Genomic DNA, 15,994 nt, shown 5'->3' on the forward strand with positions numbered 1-15,994 from the left:
CGGAACAAAAGCGGGCCTGAGGCTGCGGCCGTTTCACATCAGCTGTGACGATTCCACCACAGTGCGTGTCCTGAATTGGGACAGACTCTGGAAAAAATCACCCTGCGACGCGCCAGACGATCGGGCGCGCGTCTGGCTGAGCTTCGGTGACCCACCTGAAATGGTATCGCTGTGCTGACCTAATCGCGATCGGGCCGGCCACCCGCTGATCAAATAATGTGAGAGCTTGAGAGGTCGTCATGCCCGGGGCCTGTCATTGCTTGTCCCGGGCATCCACGTTCTTCGTGCCATCGTGGATGGCCGGGACAAGCCCGGCCATGACGATGTGGGAATATCAGCGCACTAACCACGCCGTTCGGGCTTGGCGAGGTTAGTAATGCGGCTCGTACATCTGCGACTGGACCAGGCCCTTCACGTCGTTGGGCGCCGGGCCGTCGGCCAGCCCACGCTGATAGGCGACGTCTGCGACAGCGGCGGCGATGCGGGCCGAGACCTCGCGGATACGGGGCAGCGCCGGATAGAGGCTGCCTTGATCCAGATCCTCCTTGCCGACGCAATCGGCGAGCGTATGGGCGGCCGCCATGAACATCTCGTCCGTCACCAGGCGCGAGCCACTCGCAATGACGCCGAGGCCGACGCCGGGGAAGATGTAGGAGTTGTTGCCCTGGCGAGGCACGAAGGTACGGCCACTCAGCTTCACCGGGTCATAGGGGCTGCCGCAGGCGAACAGCGCGCGGCCCTCGGTGTAGCGGTAGGCATCCTCGGCCGAGCATTCGGCCTTCGAGGTCGGGTTGGAGAGCGCGAACACGATCGGTTGTTCGTTGAGCTCGGCCATCGCCTTGAGCACATCGGGCGTGAAGGCGCCGCCAACCGCGGCGACACCGATGATCGCTGTCGGCTTCAGCGTCTTGATCGCGGTGAGGAAGTCGGCGATTGGCGCCTGGCCGGCATGCGCATAGCGGAGCTTGTGGCCGGAGAGGCCCTCGCGGCCGCTGACGACAAGGCCGCGGGAATCCACCAGCCAGTTGCGCCGGAGCGCCTCTGCCTCCGAGGCGCCCTCGGCCAACATGGCGGAGACCACGAGATCCGCGATGCCGGTCGCCGCCTCGCCCGCGCCGAGGAACAGGATGCGCTGGTCCCTCAGCTTGCCGCCGGATACGCGCAGCGCCGAGAACAGGCCGGCGAGCGCAACCGCCGCAGTGCCCTGGATGTCGTCGTTGAAGACGCAAGTCTCATCGCGATATTTGTGCAGCAGCTTGAATGCCGAGTGATTGGCGAAATCCTCGAACTGGATCAGCACGCCCGGAAAGGTCTTTCGCGCGGCCTGCATGAATTCGTCGACGAAGCTGTCATAGGCCGCGCCCGTGAGCCGCCGCTCACGCAGGCCGAGATAATAGGGATCGTTCAGGAGCTCTTCATTGTTGGTGCCTACGTCGAGCACGATCGGCAGGCACAATTCGGGATGCACGCCTGCGCAGGCGGAATAAAGCGAGAGCTTGCCGACCGGAATGCCCATGCCGTTGGCGCCGAGATCGCCGAGGCCAAGGATGCGCTCGCCGTCGGTCACGACGATCAGCTTGGCCGGATAGGGCCAGTTCTTCAGAATCTCCGCGATCTGCCCGCGATCGCGCGAGGAGATGAACATGCCGCGCGGCCGCTGGAAGATCAGGCCGTATTTCTGGCAGGCGAGCCCGACCGTCGGCGTGTAGATGATCGGCTGGATCTCGTCGATATTGTCGACGACAACGCGGAAGAACAGCGCCTCGTTGCGGTCATGCAGCGCGTTCAGCGCGACGTATTTTTCGAGATCGGTCGGAAGCGTGCGCAGATTGGTAAGCACGCGCTCGACCTGGGTCTCCATCGTCAGAACGCAAGGCGGCAGCAGGCCTCGCAAGCCGAGCGTGTCGCGCTCCGCTTCCGTGAAGGCGGTGCCCTTGTTGAGCAGGGGATCGCGCAGCAACGTCATGCCGTGCGTAGGATCGGATGGTGTCAAATGGGCGTTGACCGGAGCAGGTCTATTCACGGATTCCCCCAGGGAGTTTCTTATTGAAGGGCAAACATTGTCGGCCAGCGCTCAGCTGAGATCAAGAACGTAGAATCTCGTGCATCGATTGTGATCTCGCACCGCAGCGAATTTCGCAACGAACCGCGGGTTGAGCGCGACAAAAGGTTAACGCCGCGAGGCTTCCACCCCTCATGGTGAGGAGCGCGGAACGCGCGTCTCCGGACGATGCTTCGCATCGCCGGGAGAACCATGAAGGCCCCTCGCCCGCAGCCATCCTTCGAGACGCCCGCTTTCGCGGGCTCCTCAGGATGAGGAAGAGTGCATGTGAGACAGCTATTCCGGCTTGATGTCGGCAGCCTTCACGATCGGCCACCATTTCTCGGTCTCTGCCTTCTGGAAGCGCGCAAGCGCCGCGGGCGTCTGCTGATCCGGTGGCGGAATCTCCTGTCCCAATTCGGCAGAGCGCTGCTTGACCGAGGGGTCGGCAAGCACAGTGACAATGGCCGCGTTGAGCTTTGCGACGATGTCCTTCGGCGTGTTCTTCGGTGCCCAGATGCCGTGCCAGTAGGAGATGTGGAGGCCGGGCAGGCCCGCCTCGTCGACCGTCGGAATATCAGGCGCGGATGCGAGCCGCGTCGGCGACGTCACCGCGAACGCCTTGATCGCGCCGTTCTTGTATTGTGGCAGCGAGTTCGACGCCTGGTCGAACATGATATCGATCTGGCCTGCGACGAGATCGATCATGGCGGGCCCGGCGCCGCGATAAGGCACAAACTGGAAGTCGGTGCCGGTCTTCTCCTTGAAGAAGACGCCAGCGACATGGGCGCCTGTACCGGCACCGGCCGTGCCGGCGGTGGCCTTGCCGGGGTTGGCCTTCAGCCAGGTGATCAGCTCTTTGAGATTGTTGGCCCCGAGGGCCTTCCGGCCGACGATGAGCTGCGTGCCCATCGCGATCGTCGCGACCGGCTCGAAATCGGCGAGCACGTCATAGGGCAGCTTGAAGATCGCGCCATTCAGCACATGCGTGCCCCAATGGCCGATCGTGATGGTCGTGCCGTCAGGCGTTGCGCGCGCCACGCGGGCACCGGCGATGCTGCCGGAGGCGCCCGCCACGTTCTCGACCACGACCGTCGTGTGCAGCTCGGCGGCGATCCGCTCAGACAGGATCCGCGCCAGCGTATCGGTCGGGCCGCCCGCTGCGAACGGCACCACGAGGGTGATGGGACGCGATGGAAACGGTTGTGCGCTCGCCGCTGCAGTCCACACCGCAGATCCGAACAACGCGCAAATGACGATCACAAGGCCGCGCAACCCGGCCCACAGCCCCCGCATCATTCTCTCCCCACCCCTTTTGCCGCCCGCATCTTGTCAGCGGACTGGAGCCGGAGTGAACCCTGCCGGGCGAGCAGAGGCAAGCTGGAATTTTTGCGAAGGGACTATCCAGCCGCCCGCCGCGGCGCCAGATTGACCGAGCTATCAGCCGGCGGCGCGATCTGCATCAAGATGGTCTGGACCGGGGACGCGACCTCGATGCCGTTCTGCTGGAAGCGCAGCTTCATGCGACGGTTGAATTCGCGCTGGACCGGCCAGCGGCCGGCCTCGGTGCAGCGGATCTGGCCGACGATCGACACCATCGCGCCGTCGACCTTGTCGATGCCCCATAGATCGAGGTCGCCGCGGATCGCCGCGCGGAATTCCGGCTCGCGGCGCATCTCCTCGACGATGTCCTTGAGGATCTGGCCGGCGCGGTCGGTGTCCTCCTTGTAGGCAACATTGACGCTGACGGATGCATTGCCGGCGCCGCGACTGGCATTGGTGATGGTCGTCACCGCGCTGAAAGGTACGATGTGCACGGCGCCGTCGCCGGCGCGGAGCCGAATGGTGCGGATCGAGACGTTCTCGACCACGCCGGAAAGTCCGGAAACGCTGACGTTATCACCAACCTGAACTGTGTTCTCCAGCAGCAAAAAGAGGCCGGTGATGAGGTCCTGCACCAGCTTCTGCGAGCCGAAGCCGATGGCGATACCGATGATGCCGGCGCCCGCGAGCAGCGGCGCAACATTGACGCCGATCTCGCTCAGCGCAGTGAGCCCGACGACCGTAGCGATCAGGCAGAGAAGCGCCGTTCGCAACATCGGCTGGAAGGTGCGCAGGCGCGCGGCACGGGCGTAGTGCCCATCGCGTGACAGCGTATTGATCTGGCGGTCCAGGAGCGCATTACTGGCTTCCCAGATCGCTGCAGCAATGAATACGGCGATGCCGATAGTCACCACAGCCGAGATCAGCCGGCCGCCAATCTGGCCGCCATAGAACCAGACGACGGCGTCCACGCCCCAGACCTCGAGCACGGCGACGAAACCGATGAAGGCGATCACGCTAGATACGATCTTGCGTAGCAACGGCAGATAGCGGTTGGCGCGGGTCTCCAGGCCGGGAAAACGCTGGAGGATCTCCGGCTTGATGCGGAAGCCGCGGTCGATCAGGCCGAGCGTCACCATGATGGCGACGCGGGTGATCAGCGCGACCACGACGGTGCCCACGAAATATTGCAACAGAAGCGAATAGCCGTTGCGGATGTTGAGCGCCCAGACCGCCCACAGCGCGAGATCGAGCGCGATGGCGAGATAGTGCCAGCCGCCGGCGATGCGGTTGCGCAGACGGGCCGCGATCCCCTGCCGGTCGGCCGGCGCGCGGATGGCCTCGGCGACCTGACGGCGGCACTGCAAGATGATGACGACGACGAAGAGATGCACGACAAGCATCACCATCCGCAACAGCGCGGCGTAGCCGGCGCGATGCAGACCGAGCAGCAGCGCCACATTGGCGAAGGCGATGCCGGACACGCCGACGCCGACAATGCGGCGCGCCCAGATCTCGACATAGGCCGCAGTCTCGGCGCGTACCGGAAACAGGCCGAATGGACCCGCGAGCGAACGGACCACACAGATGAGTCCGCGCGAGAACGCATAGGCATTGACGACCGCGAGGATCACGAGGCGGACGGTTGCGGGATCGCCGATCTCCGTTCCGAGCAAGGCGGTTGCCAAGCCGACAAAGACGAACACCGGAAGCAGTTCGAGCACGAGGCGCCCGAGCACGAAGGGCAGCCGCAACAGCAGCTGCAACGCCCGTGCTAGACTATGGCGGCGCTTTTGCAGTTCAGGCGCGGGCGTCACGTCGGCCACTGACGACGGCGGATCGGCAATCGGCAGCGCCTGCACCGGCAGGCGCGCGGTTTGCGGCATGCGCCCTTCGAGGAAGGCGACCGGACGCCGGATCACCCGGAAGACCACCCACTCCGCACTGAAGGCGCAGCCGAACACCAGCGCGAGCTTCCAGGCGATCTCGATCAGGAGGTTGTAAGCCGCCGGATCATTGGCGGTCCGCACGATCCAGTAATAGAAGGTTGGGAAGTGCGTGAGCGTCCGCGCCACATCGGCGATCTCGCGCGAGATCTCGCCAATCTGTTCGGACACGGTGAGCAGGAGTTGCGCGCCGAGACCATCGGCCGAGAGCGGGATCGGCGATTTCTGCTCGGGCGCGGGCGTGGCGATCTGCTGCGGACCGGACGCGTTCGCGATCGCGCGCAACGTGTCGATCATCTGCGCGCGCTTCTTGTCGTCCTGCAGCGTCTCCAGCGCGCGCTTGGCCTGGTCGGACGACAGTGCGGCCGCTCCATTGGCGGCCGGCGCGGACGGCTCGGCATAGGCGCCGGACAAAGATGAGATGGCGAGGAAGAGCGCTGCGAGAAGCGCAGAAGCCAGCTTATGCGACACGAGGATTCCCTGAAAATAAACGCGCTGTCGGAGTCGGGACGTTCGCCGCCGAAGCACTGCGTCATGTCGGACCGCAGTTATTCGCCCCGATCCTGTGTCGGAAGTTGGCCACCGAGACGACATTCTCTTGGCATTTGCCGCGGTGCGCGAACGGGAACCGCGAGCTCAGCCCGGAAGAACCACGGACTGGAATACCGCGCAGAAGACCTCTGCCGTCATTCCAGGATTCGGCCCGGAATGACGGCGAGGAGGAGGAGAGGAAAAGCAGGATCTCAGAGGCGCCCCGTGGCCTCATCGCGGCCATCCGACACACTCAGCGTGTCAGAATACAGCGCCGGGAAGGTAGGGGCCTTGCCTCACTGATGCGGCCCACTAAACCTTGTCCCGGCGTGCCGTTCGCGGTTTTCCGCCGCTATGCGATAGTCCGAACGAGCTCCATCGCAATCAACGCGGCTGGATTTGCGGAGGTGGCGTCATAGACCTCCCCTTGCTCATGAGATGGACATTACGCGTCGCTTGTTTGCGACCACCCGGATGCTCCTCCTGTGACACAAAACTGTCAAGCGGGATCAATGGCCTGAAGATCACAAATGAACGCGCGAGTTCCTTAAGCAGCTGCGCACTGCGACAGGATTTATCGTGCCTGGATGGCCCTGCGACTCAATGCTGCGGAATAAAGTCTTCCAGGCAGCGTTTGTGATGGCGAGTATAGCCATCACTTCTCCCGCTCTCGTTCATTTCCGGAAAGTCAAAAGATGAAGATATCGATTTGCCTCACCGCGCTCGCCGCTTTCGTTGCGGGGCTTGGATCCGCCACCGCGCAAAATCCGCCGCAGACTTCGACCAAAAAGGTCGACGGCACCGAGAACGTCTACATCTTCCGCTATGGCGGCCATCAGTCGATGTTCATCGTGACCCCGCAAGGCGTGATCGTGACCGACCCGATCTCGTATTTGTGTCCTGCAAAGCCCTATATCGACGCGATCAAGGCCGTCACCGACAGGCCGATCAAATACGTCATCTACAGCCACCACCATTACGATCACATCGCCGGCGGCCAGCCGTTCAAGGATCTCGGCGCCACCTTCATTGCCCATCGCCGGGCCAAGGAGCGCCTGCTCGAGTTGAAGAAGCAGAATTCGCTGCTCGCGGATGTCGTGCTGCCGGACCAGGTGGTCGATGACAAGAAGAGCATCACGCTCGGCGGCACCACGCTGGAGCTGAACTATGTCGGCCGCAACCATTCCGACAATTCGCTGGTGATGCGGCTTCCGAAGGAGAAGATAGTCTTCGTCGTGGACTTCGCGCCGATCGAGTCCGTCCAGTTTCGCAACATTCCCGACAACGCCTCGCCAGTGGAATATATTGCCTCCCTGAAGAAGCTAGCGTCGCTCGACTGGGAGCGGATGATCCCAGGCCATCCCTATGCCGGTGGCCGCCTCGGCACCAAAAAGGACATCGAAGACGACATCGCCTACATGGAAGACCTCTCCGCCGAGGTGAAGAAGGCCGCCGATGCCGGCAAGTGCTTCGACACAGCGATGAAGGAAGTGAAGCTTCCGAAATACGAGAAGTGGGCGAACTACGAGGCGAGCCTTCCCGCCAATGTGGAGCGCCTCTGCTACTGGTGGGGCCGCGGTTATTGAGGGGCCATTCTCCCTCTGCCCGTTCTTACGGGGAGAGGGCTGGGGTGAGGGGCCCATCCGCCAAAATGGTAGCAGACGGACTCGCGGAGAGTCCCCCTCACCCGGATTGCATCTTCGATGCGATCCGACCTCCCCCCGCAAGCCGGGCGAGGTAAAGGCGATAATCAGCTTAGCGAACGCGCCGTCCCGTCCTCGACGACTGCGCTTGCGCGAAATAGGGATTCATCAGGCAGGTCGCCGGCCGACCCGATGCGGAGGCCTGGCACTGGGCGAAGGAGGCGAAGATGCAATCCATCCGCTCGCCTTCGAGCTCGCCGAAAACGTGCAGGCAGACCGGAGAGCGCGGATCGTAGGTCTGGGCGCACACGGACGCACTCATCACGAGCGCGACAAATGCGGACATGGCAAGAACAGACTTCAGCACGGCAACCTCGAATCCGGAAATAATGCTTGGCGGATCGACCGTAGAGCAACTCCGATCCCGGTCAATGCCCGGCATCAAGCCGCGCGCCACATTACCGCTTCCCGCCCCCCCTTCCCTTCACGCTCAAGCGCCTTGCGGACCTCATTGAATTCCTCCAGCGACGCCTTGTCCGCGCGGGGGAAGCGCAAGTCGAGCTTTTCGAGCGCCGCATTGATTACGGAGCCGATCACGACGCGTGCGAACCATTTGTGGTCAGCCGGCACGATGTACCAGGGCGAATGAGGCGTTGACGTGTGCCGGACGATGTCCTGATAGACCGCCTGATAGCGCGGCCACAGTGCGCGTTCCTTGATGTCGTCCATGGAAAACTTCCACTGCTTGGACGGATTCTCCAGTCGCTCGAGAAAGCGCTCGCGCTGCTCGTCCTTGGAGACATTGAGGAAGAATTTCAGCACGACGGTACCATTGCGGCAGAGGTAGCGCTCGAAGGCCGAGATGTCCTCGAACCGCTCCTTCCAGATGTTCTTGGTCACAAGTTTTGGCGGCAACTTCTCCTTGGCGAGGATCTCCGGATGCACGCGCGTCACCAGGCATTCCTCGTAGTGGGAGCGATTGAAGATACCGATATGGCCGCGCTCCGGCAGCGCGATCACGTGCCGCCAGAGGAAGTCGTGGTGGAGCTCCTTGGTACTCGGCGCCTTGAAGGCATGTACCTCGCAGCCCTGCGGATTGATGCCCTCGAAGATTGCCTTGATCGCAGAATCCTTGCCACCGGCGTCCATGGCCTGAAGTACAATCAGGAGCGACCAGCGATCCTGGGCGTAAAGCTTCTCCTGAAACTCGATCAGCCGCTTCTTGTTGGTGTCGAGTATCTCCAGCGCCTTCTCCTTATCGAGGTCGCCCTTCTCGTTGGTCTTGTGGTCCTTGAGGTGAAACTTGCCGGATCCGTCGTAACGGAATGGCGTGATGTAGCGGTCAAGTTCCTGGGCGAGCGATTTGGACGGCTTCTTGTTCATGAGCGCGAGGCACCTTGCGTTGCGGCTTCAACCGGTCGAGCAAGCTACCAAGGATACCCTTGGGAAGGAATATGATGAAGAGGACGAGCAGCACGCCGTAGACGAGGTTGTCCCAGCCGACCGCCTTGGTGCCGAAGCCGATGCGCAAGGTCTCGGCCAGCAAAATGGTGATGACAGCACCGACGGTCGGGCCGAGCGAGACGAAGAGCCCGCCGACGATGGCCGCGAACACCATCTGAAGGGACACGGCGATGCCGCTGACCGTGTCGGGCGTGATGAACATCTGATACTGGCAGTAGATAGCGCCTGCCAGGGCCGTCATCAGCGCACTGAGCAGCGTGATCTTCAGCTTCTCGGCCGTGACGTCGACACCGGCGGCGGCCGCGGCATCCTCGTCCTCCGAGATCGCCTCCAGCGCATAGCGCGCCATGCTGCGATCGACCCAGTGCCAGACCAGGATGCCCGCAAGCCATACCCCCAGCGCGATCAGGTACCAGGTCGTCTTGTCGTCGAATTGCAACGCCAGCAGCTTGCTGCCCGAGGCCCGGTTCGGCGTATAGCCGAGGGAGCCGCCGGTGTAGTCGCGCGTTGCGGTGATGACCTGAAGCACGATGCCGGAGAGCGCCAGCGTCACCAGCACGAAATAGTGCCCGGTGATGCGGAAGCGGAAACAGGGGTAGCCGACGACCAGCGCGAGCGCGCCGGCCGCGACCATGCTGAGGGGAATGCCGATCCAGGGCGTCAGCCCGAGATGATTCCAGAGCAGCGCGGTGACATAGGCTCCGATCCCCATGAATCCGCCATGGCCGAGCGAGACGAGGCCGAAGCGCCCCATCATCGACCAGGACGTATAGGCGAACGACCAGATCAGGATCAGCACCAGAATGTGCAGATGATAAGGATCGCGATAGACGAAGGGCAGCGCGACCAGCGCCGCCAGTCCCAGCGCCCATGCAGCAAGCCGTCCCTGCCCCATCATCGGCGCCTCGCCAAGAGGCCCGCGGGCCGGATGAACATCATGACGATGAAGAAGGCGAAGGCGAGCACATAGCCCCATTCGAGATCGGAGAACAGGCCACCGAGCGAGATGATCTCGGCGAAGACGAAGGAGGCGACGAAGCCGCCGACGAAATTGCCGAGGCCACCAAGCACGCAAATGAGGAAGGTGATCGGCCCGAAGGAAAGACCGACGAAGGGGTGCACGTCATATTGCAGCACCAGCAGGCAGGCCGCGAGCCCGGCCAGCGCGCCGCCGAGCGCCGACGTGATGAGATAGATCCGCTTCGTATCGACGCCCATCAGCGCCATGATCTGCCGGTCCTGCGAGATGGCGCGGATGGCGGTGCCGGTGAACGTGCGCGTCATGAACAGGTAGACCGCGACCATGCCGACCAGCGCCGCCAGGAACGAGAGCAGCCGCGCGTAACTGAAATTCATGTCGCCGAAGGCGAGCACCGGCAGGCGGATGCCGAGATTGCGGAAGTCGATGCCGAAGGCGACGGTGGCAAAGCTCTGGAGCACGATCAGCACGCCGCCGGTCGCGAGCAACTGGTTGATCGGTGGCGCGGTCAGCAGTGGCGCGATCACGAGGTAGTGCAGCGCTGCGCCGAGCACCGCGACCAGAAGGATCGTGAGCGGCGCGGCGATGAAGTAGCTGATGCCGTAGTACTGAACCATGAAATACATGGCATACATGCCGATCATCACGAGTTCGGCGTAGCAGATCCAGGTCACGTCGATGACGCCGAAGATCAAGTTGAGCCCGAGCGCAAGGAGCGCCAACACGCCCCCGAGCAGGATGCCGTTGATCACGGCCTCCAGCAGGTAGATGTCGAAAATGTCCAAAAATGCTTGCATTCCTGCATGCCCCTACACCCCGAGATACGCTTCCTTGACCGTGTCGTTCGCCAGCATCTCGGCAGAGGTGCCGGAGGCCCTGATCGTACCCGCCTCGATCAGATAGGCGCGGTCGACCACCCGCAGCACCTGCTGCACGTTCTGCTCGACGATCAGCACAGTCAGCCCGCTGGCGCGGATCCGCCTCACCAGCTCGAACACCTGCTGCACCACGACCGGCGCCAGCCCGGCCGAGGGTTCGTCGAGCAGCAGGAGCTTTGGATTCGACATCAGGGCGCGGCCGATCGCGCACATCTGCTGCTCGCCGCCGGACATGGTGCCGGCCATCTGGTGGCGGCGCTCCTTCAGGCGTGGGAACAGGTCGAACACGACATCCAGCCGCTCGGCATAGTGGCCTCGGGCCTCCTTCATGAAGGCGCCCATCTTGAGATTGTCGTCGACCGAGAGCTGTGGAAACAGCCGCCGGTTCTCCGGCACATGCGCGATCCCGAGGCTGACAATCTTGTGCGGCGGCGTCGCCACGACGCTGGCGTCCTCCATCCTGATCGACCCGCGCGAGGGACGGATCAGGCCGGAGATCACGCGCATCAGGGTGGTCTTGCCGGCGCCGTTGGGACCAATGACGCCGACGGCCTCGCCGGCCCTCACGTCGAGATTGATGTCGAACAGGGCCTGGAACGTGCCATAGCCGGCATTGACGGCGCGGAGCTCCAGCATTGTCTAGCCCCCCGCGCGGCGGCGCGCTTCGGCGGCCGCGGCCTGCGTGATCTCCGCATCGGTTCCGAGATAGACCTCGATCACGCGCGGATCACCGGCAACCGCGCTCGGTAGTCCCTCAGAGATCTTCTCGCCGTGATCCAGCACCATGACGCGGTCGACGACGCGCATCAGCACGCCCATGATGTGCTCGACCCAGATGATTGTGATGCCGAGTTCGTCGCGGATGTTGCGCAGCATGTCGGCCGCCTGGTCCATCTCGGCCTCATCGAGGCCGCCGAGGCTCTCATCGGCGAGCAGCAATTTGGGCGCGGTGGCGAGCGCTTTCGCGAGTTCGAGCTTCTTCAGGCCGGCCGCGCCCAGGCCGTCGACGCTGGCGTGGCGATCGGTCGGCAGGCCGACCATGGCCAGCGAACGCTCGGCTGCCTCCTCCGCCTTGACGCGGCTGTGTCGACCCTGGCCGTAGAAGCCTGCGAGCGCGACGTTCTCGAAGATGGTCAGTCGCCGGAACGGCCGCGGGATCTGAAAGGTACGGCCGATGCCGCTGTTGATGATCCGATGCGGGGCAAGGCCCGCGATCTCTGAGCCGCCGAACAGGATTGAGCCGGAGCTCGGTGCCAGCGTGCCGGAGAGCATGTTGAAGATCGTGCTCTTGCCCGAGCCGTTAGGGCCGATCAGGCCGAGGATCTCGCCCTGATCGACCCGAAACGAAACGTTGTTGACGGCGGTGAAGCCACCAAACCGCTTCACCAGCCCGCTGACCTCCAACACCGGAACACTCCGCCGCTACTGGTTGCTGTAGGTGGTGCCCTTCGGCAGCGGCAGCACGGCCTCGCGCTGCGCCTGGCTCTTGGGCCACACCACAGAGGACTTGTCGTCGATATACTGGATCACGACCGGGAACGAGCGCTCGTTCTGCCCGGCCATGGGCGTGCCCTCGCCATAGAACTTCACGCCGAAGCCGAGCATGGTGCCGCCTTCGGGGATGTCGGTGTCGAGCGCCGCCTTGCGCAACGCGTCAGGATCGACCCCGCCATATTTCTTGATCGCGCGCGGCAGCACGTCGTTCATGAAGACATAGGTGTTGGATGCGCCGATGCCGACATGCGCGGAGCGGATTGCTACGCCCGGCTTGATCTTGTCGAATTCCTCGCCGACCATCTTGATGACCGGCGCGAGCTTCGGATCCATCGTCTTCTGGTTGGCGAGCCAGATCGAGATCGGGTCGGTGTTGAAGATGTAGTTCGCGTCAGTGCCCATCCCTTCCTTGAGCTTCTCATAGACGCCGTAGCCGGCGCCATGACCGACGAGAGCTGCGAACTTCAGGCCCTGCTCGCGGGCCTGGCGGAGCAGAAGCGTGATGTCGGGATTGTAGCCGGTGTGGAAGATCACGTCGGGCTTGGCGCGCTTGAGCTTGGTCACCAGCGCGGAGAGATCCGGTGCGGTCGCCGAATAACCCTCCTTCAGCACCACGTTGAAGCCGGCCTTCCTCGCGCCGGCCTCATTGCCCTTGGAGACGTCGACGCCGTAGGAGCCGTCCTCGTGGATGATGGCGACGCGGAGGTCCTTCGGCTCCTTGCCCAGCTTCGTCTTGGCGTTCTGCGCGATGAAATCCATCGTCATCGCACCGAACTGGTCGCCGCTCGCCTGCGGACGGAAGACGTACTTGTAGTTCTTGTCGGCGAAGACGGCGGACGAGATGCAGGTCGTCATCCACATGAACTTCTTCAGCTGCTCGACGCGGGCCGCGACCGGCACGCATTGCGCGGAGGAGAAGAAGCCGAGCACCATGTCCACCTTCTCCTGCTCGAGCAGGCGGACGGATTCGTTGATGGCGACGTCAGGCTTGCTCTGGGCATCGGCGTAGACAGCCTCGACCTTGTAACCCTCGACGCCGATCTTACTGAACTGGTCGAGGATGATCTTGGTGCCGATATATTCGAGCTCGGATCCGCCGCCGGCGAGCGGGCCGGTCAGGTCAAAAATAACGCCGATCTTGATCTTCTTGTCCTGAGCCTGGGCGGACATCGCCAGACCCGTTGTCGCAACCGCGACCATCAGCCCACACACCACGCGGGCAGCCATGCGCAAGCGCATCAAAACCTCCCTGAACGATTGTGCATTGCATTCTTTTTGGTTTTTCTTTTTGCCCATCACATGGGCTGGGCGATGCGATGTCAAGCCTCGCGCATCAGCGCGAAGCGAACTGCCGCTCGACGAAGGCCGTGACAAATCGCGGCATGGACGGCGTGAGATCGCTCATCCCGCGCACGAGATGAATGGCCGACAGCTCAGGCTCGGCCTCGCGGGCGAGATTGGCTTCTATCCGGGCACGGGCCACCTCGCCCGGCATATCCAGGTTGAGGACCTGCATCATTGCAATCGACGGACCGGTGACAACACAGTGCCAATCCGGCTCGGCCCGGTAGTCGGCCGTGGTCAGGCCGGTCTCCTCCCCGATCTCGCGCACGACGCTGCCGGGGATATCGAGTGTGCCGTCCCTGACGTCGTCGAGGTCCGGCGTGCCCGAAGGGAAATAGATGCGGCCCGCGTTAGCGGTGTGCTGCGCCATCTCGCCCATGACGAAGGCGCCGTCGGAGGTGCGCAGCGCGCCCATGCCGAAGCCGTTGAACACGGCCGGATCAGGAAAGCCCCAGTCGCGCCAGGCAAGGAAGCTCGCGAAATCGGTCTCGAAATAGGTCGCTGAGAGATGGCCGTCCGTGAACACGGCGTCGCGCCCGAGCAGAACGCGGCCGTTCCATATCTTCGGCCGCTCCCGTTGCTTCTCGGCGAAATGCGCTTCGATCTCCGCACGCCGTTCCTCCGCGAACGGCCAGACGATCGGGCGTACCGCAAGATCAAGCGTCGTGACGCGATGAATGACCGGTGACGTCATGACGCCTGACTACCTTCGCGTCAGTTATTTGGCGTTCCCCGTGGTCTTCTTGGCCTGGTCGGCGAACTTGTTGGTGAAGGTCTTGCTGACGTCGATCTTGGCGTTGGCCACCTCTGGCGAGCCGACGCTGAACACCGCGAGCACTGCGTCCGCGCCCTTCGGGTCCATCTTGCCGGTTTCGGAGAACATCGGGATCGTGTTCTTCAACGCGGCGAGATAGAGATCCTTGTTCTTGCCGACCATCTCGTCGGGCATCTTCGCCATGATCTCTTCGGGCGAATGCGAATGGATCCAGGCAAGCGTGCTCAGCATCGCATTGGTGAGCGCCTGCGTTTCCTTCTCGTGGCCTGAAACCCAGGCCGCGGTCGAGTACAGGGCGCCGCCAGGATATTCGCCGCCGAAGGTCTCGAGCGTGTCCTTTTGGGTGCGGGTGTCGCTGAGGATGCGCAAATCCTTGTGGCTGCCCTGGAGCACGGTGACCGAGGGATCGAGCATCACGGCCGCGTCGAGCTGCCCCTGCTCCATCGCGGCGACCGCGGTGGCGCCGAGGCCGACGCCGATCACGGCGGTGCCGGCGGGATCGAGCCCGTTCTTCTTGAGGAGATACTTTAGGAAGAAGTCGGTGGAAGAGCCAGGCGCGCTGACGCCGACCTTCTTGCCGGCGAGGTCCTTGATCGACTTGATGTCATTGGTCCGCGACGGAGCGACTACCAGCACGAGACCGGGATAGCGGTCATAGACCACGAAGGCCTGGAGCTCCTGCTTCTTGGCCGCGAGGTTGACGCAATGGTCGAAATAGCCGGAGACCACGTCGGCACTGCCGCCGAGCACGGCCTTGAGCGCGTCCGAGCCGCCCTTGAGGTCCACGAGCTCGACATTGAGACCGGCCTTTTCGTACTCGCCGAGCTGCTTTGCCAGCACCGTCGGCAGATAGCACAGGCAGGCGCCGCCGCCGACCGCGATGGTGACCTTGCTTTGCGCCGCGGCAAGACCCGTGGTGAGCGTCAGCGCGAGCAACGCGCCGGCGAGCCTGGCAATCGTGTTCTTCATTGGTTTCCTCCGTTCGGCCGGCGGCACCATAGAGCAGCACGGCTGGCTTGAGAAGCACGGCCTAAGGCTCTGGTCATCGGACTTTCGGCGCAATAGCATGCGCGAACAACAACAACCCTTGATAGGAGGATCGTTCATGAATCGCCTTGCTGCCGGGCTGTCGACCGCCGCCGCCTTTGTCGCCGGATGCGGCGCGACCTACCTGCTCGGGCCGGCGCTCGCCGCCGAGAGCATCACCGCGCAGATCATTCACACCGGTGAGATGGAAGGCGATGCGCTGGGCCCCGCCAACAAGGTCGGCTACCGCTCCAAGACCTTCATGACCGCCGACGGTGCCACCGTGTCAATCCAGGTCGGCAATGTCCCCAAGCACCTGCATCCCAACACCAACGAGATCCAGTATATCCTCGACGGGACCGGAACGATCTGGCTCGGCGACAAGGAAGTGACGGTAAAGCCGGGCGACCTCGTCATCATTCCAAAGGGCACGCCGCATGGCGGCACCAAGCCGATCAGCGGACAGGTCAAGGCGATCGCGATCAAGACGCCGCCGCAGGCGCCTGACGACGTCAAGCTGCTGGATTAAGCCTTCGCTATCCGGGGCTCG

General features: G+C 63.3%; 14 protein-coding genes. 2 read left to right on the plus strand and 12 right to left on the minus strand.

Going from position 1 to position 15,994, the window contains the following annotated elements; genetic code table 11:
- Nucleotides 1-370: 370 nt before the first annotated feature.
- From AC629_RS12715 to AC629_RS12725, 3 genes are all read right to left on the minus strand, one after another.
- The gene (locus AC629_RS12715; protein ID WP_084805088.1) at nucleotides 371-1,966 is read right to left on the minus strand and encodes an NAD-dependent malic enzyme; all 1,596 of its coding nucleotides are present in this window, start codon (nucleotides 1,964-1,966) and stop codon (nucleotides 371-373) included.
- Between the two features lie 372 nt (nucleotides 1,967-2,338).
- On the minus strand, nucleotides 2,339-3,337 hold the full coding sequence (locus tag AC629_RS12720) for a tripartite tricarboxylate transporter substrate-binding protein (RefSeq protein ID WP_084805145.1): 999 nt from the start codon (nucleotides 3,335-3,337) through the stop codon (nucleotides 2,339-2,341).
- Nucleotides 3,338-3,441: 104 nt separating this feature from the next.
- On the minus strand, nucleotides 3,442-5,781 hold the full coding sequence (locus AC629_RS12725; RefSeq protein ID WP_084805089.1) for a mechanosensitive ion channel domain-containing protein: 2,340 nt from the start codon (nucleotides 5,779-5,781) through the stop codon (nucleotides 3,442-3,444).
- Nucleotides 5,782-6,536: 755 nt separating this feature from the next.
- Here AC629_RS12725 and AC629_RS12730 point away from each other — a divergent pair.
- On the plus strand, nucleotides 6,537-7,427 hold the full coding sequence (locus AC629_RS12730) for an MBL fold metallo-hydrolase (protein ID WP_084805090.1): 891 nt from the start codon (nucleotides 6,537-6,539) through the stop codon (nucleotides 7,425-7,427).
- A gap of 169 nt (nucleotides 7,428-7,596) precedes the next feature.
- Here the strand turns inward: AC629_RS12730 and AC629_RS12735 are convergent, their stop codons facing one another.
- The 9 genes from AC629_RS12735 to AC629_RS12775 form a co-directional block, all read right to left on the minus strand.
- Complete coding sequence (locus AC629_RS12735) at nucleotides 7,597-7,926, minus strand: DUF3551 domain-containing protein (RefSeq protein WP_084805091.1); 330 nt, start codon at nucleotides 7,924-7,926, stop codon at nucleotides 7,597-7,599.
- Nucleotides 7,926-8,867: a polyphosphate kinase 2 family protein gene (locus tag AC629_RS12740; protein ID WP_084805092.1), complete on the minus strand. Its 942-nt coding sequence runs from the start codon at nucleotides 8,865-8,867 to the stop codon at nucleotides 7,926-7,928. Before AC629_RS12740 ends, AC629_RS12735 begins: the two co-directional genes overlap by 1 nt.
- Nucleotides 8,827-9,846, minus strand: coding sequence for a branched-chain amino acid ABC transporter permease (locus tag AC629_RS12745; RefSeq protein WP_084805093.1), 1,020 nt, complete (start codon nucleotides 9,844-9,846; stop codon nucleotides 8,827-8,829). The genes AC629_RS12740 and AC629_RS12745 overlap by 41 nt, the downstream gene beginning before the upstream one ends.
- Nucleotides 9,843-10,724: a branched-chain amino acid ABC transporter permease gene (locus AC629_RS12750; RefSeq protein ID WP_084805094.1), complete on the minus strand. Its 882-nt coding sequence runs from the start codon at nucleotides 10,722-10,724 to the stop codon at nucleotides 9,843-9,845. Before AC629_RS12750 ends, AC629_RS12745 begins: the two co-directional genes overlap by 4 nt.
- 12 nt (nucleotides 10,725-10,736) lie before the next feature.
- Nucleotides 10,737-11,441, minus strand: a complete 705-nt coding sequence (locus AC629_RS12755; protein ID WP_084805095.1) for an ABC transporter ATP-binding protein — start codon at nucleotides 11,439-11,441, stop codon at nucleotides 10,737-10,739.
- A gap of 3 nt (nucleotides 11,442-11,444) precedes the next feature.
- Nucleotides 11,445-12,212: an ABC transporter ATP-binding protein gene (locus AC629_RS12760; protein ID WP_084805096.1), complete on the minus strand. Its 768-nt coding sequence runs from the start codon at nucleotides 12,210-12,212 to the stop codon at nucleotides 11,445-11,447.
- Nucleotides 12,213-12,227: 15 nt separating this feature from the next.
- On the minus strand, nucleotides 12,228-13,538 hold the full coding sequence (locus AC629_RS12765; RefSeq protein WP_084805146.1) for an ABC transporter substrate-binding protein: 1,311 nt from the start codon (nucleotides 13,536-13,538) through the stop codon (nucleotides 12,228-12,230).
- Nucleotides 13,539-13,632: 94 nt separating this feature from the next.
- Nucleotides 13,633-14,337, minus strand: coding sequence for a hypothetical protein (locus AC629_RS12770; RefSeq protein ID WP_084805097.1), 705 nt, complete (start codon nucleotides 14,335-14,337; stop codon nucleotides 13,633-13,635).
- 24 nt (nucleotides 14,338-14,361) lie between these two features.
- Nucleotides 14,362-15,387: an ABC transporter substrate-binding protein gene (locus AC629_RS12775; RefSeq protein WP_084805098.1), complete on the minus strand. Its 1,026-nt coding sequence runs from the start codon at nucleotides 15,385-15,387 to the stop codon at nucleotides 14,362-14,364.
- Between the two features lie 136 nt (nucleotides 15,388-15,523).
- On the opposite strand from AC629_RS12775, the gene AC629_RS12780 reads away from it, so the two are divergent.
- Entirely contained in the window at nucleotides 15,524-15,973 is a 450-nt protein-coding gene (locus AC629_RS12780; RefSeq protein WP_084805099.1) for a cupin domain-containing protein, read from the plus strand.
- The last annotated feature ends 21 nt before the right edge of the window (nucleotides 15,974-15,994 follow it).

This window comes from Bradyrhizobium sp. NAS80.1, assembly GCF_001908205.1.
In the GTDB taxonomy this organism is placed as follows: domain Bacteria; phylum Pseudomonadota; class Alphaproteobacteria; order Rhizobiales; family Xanthobacteraceae; genus Bradyrhizobium.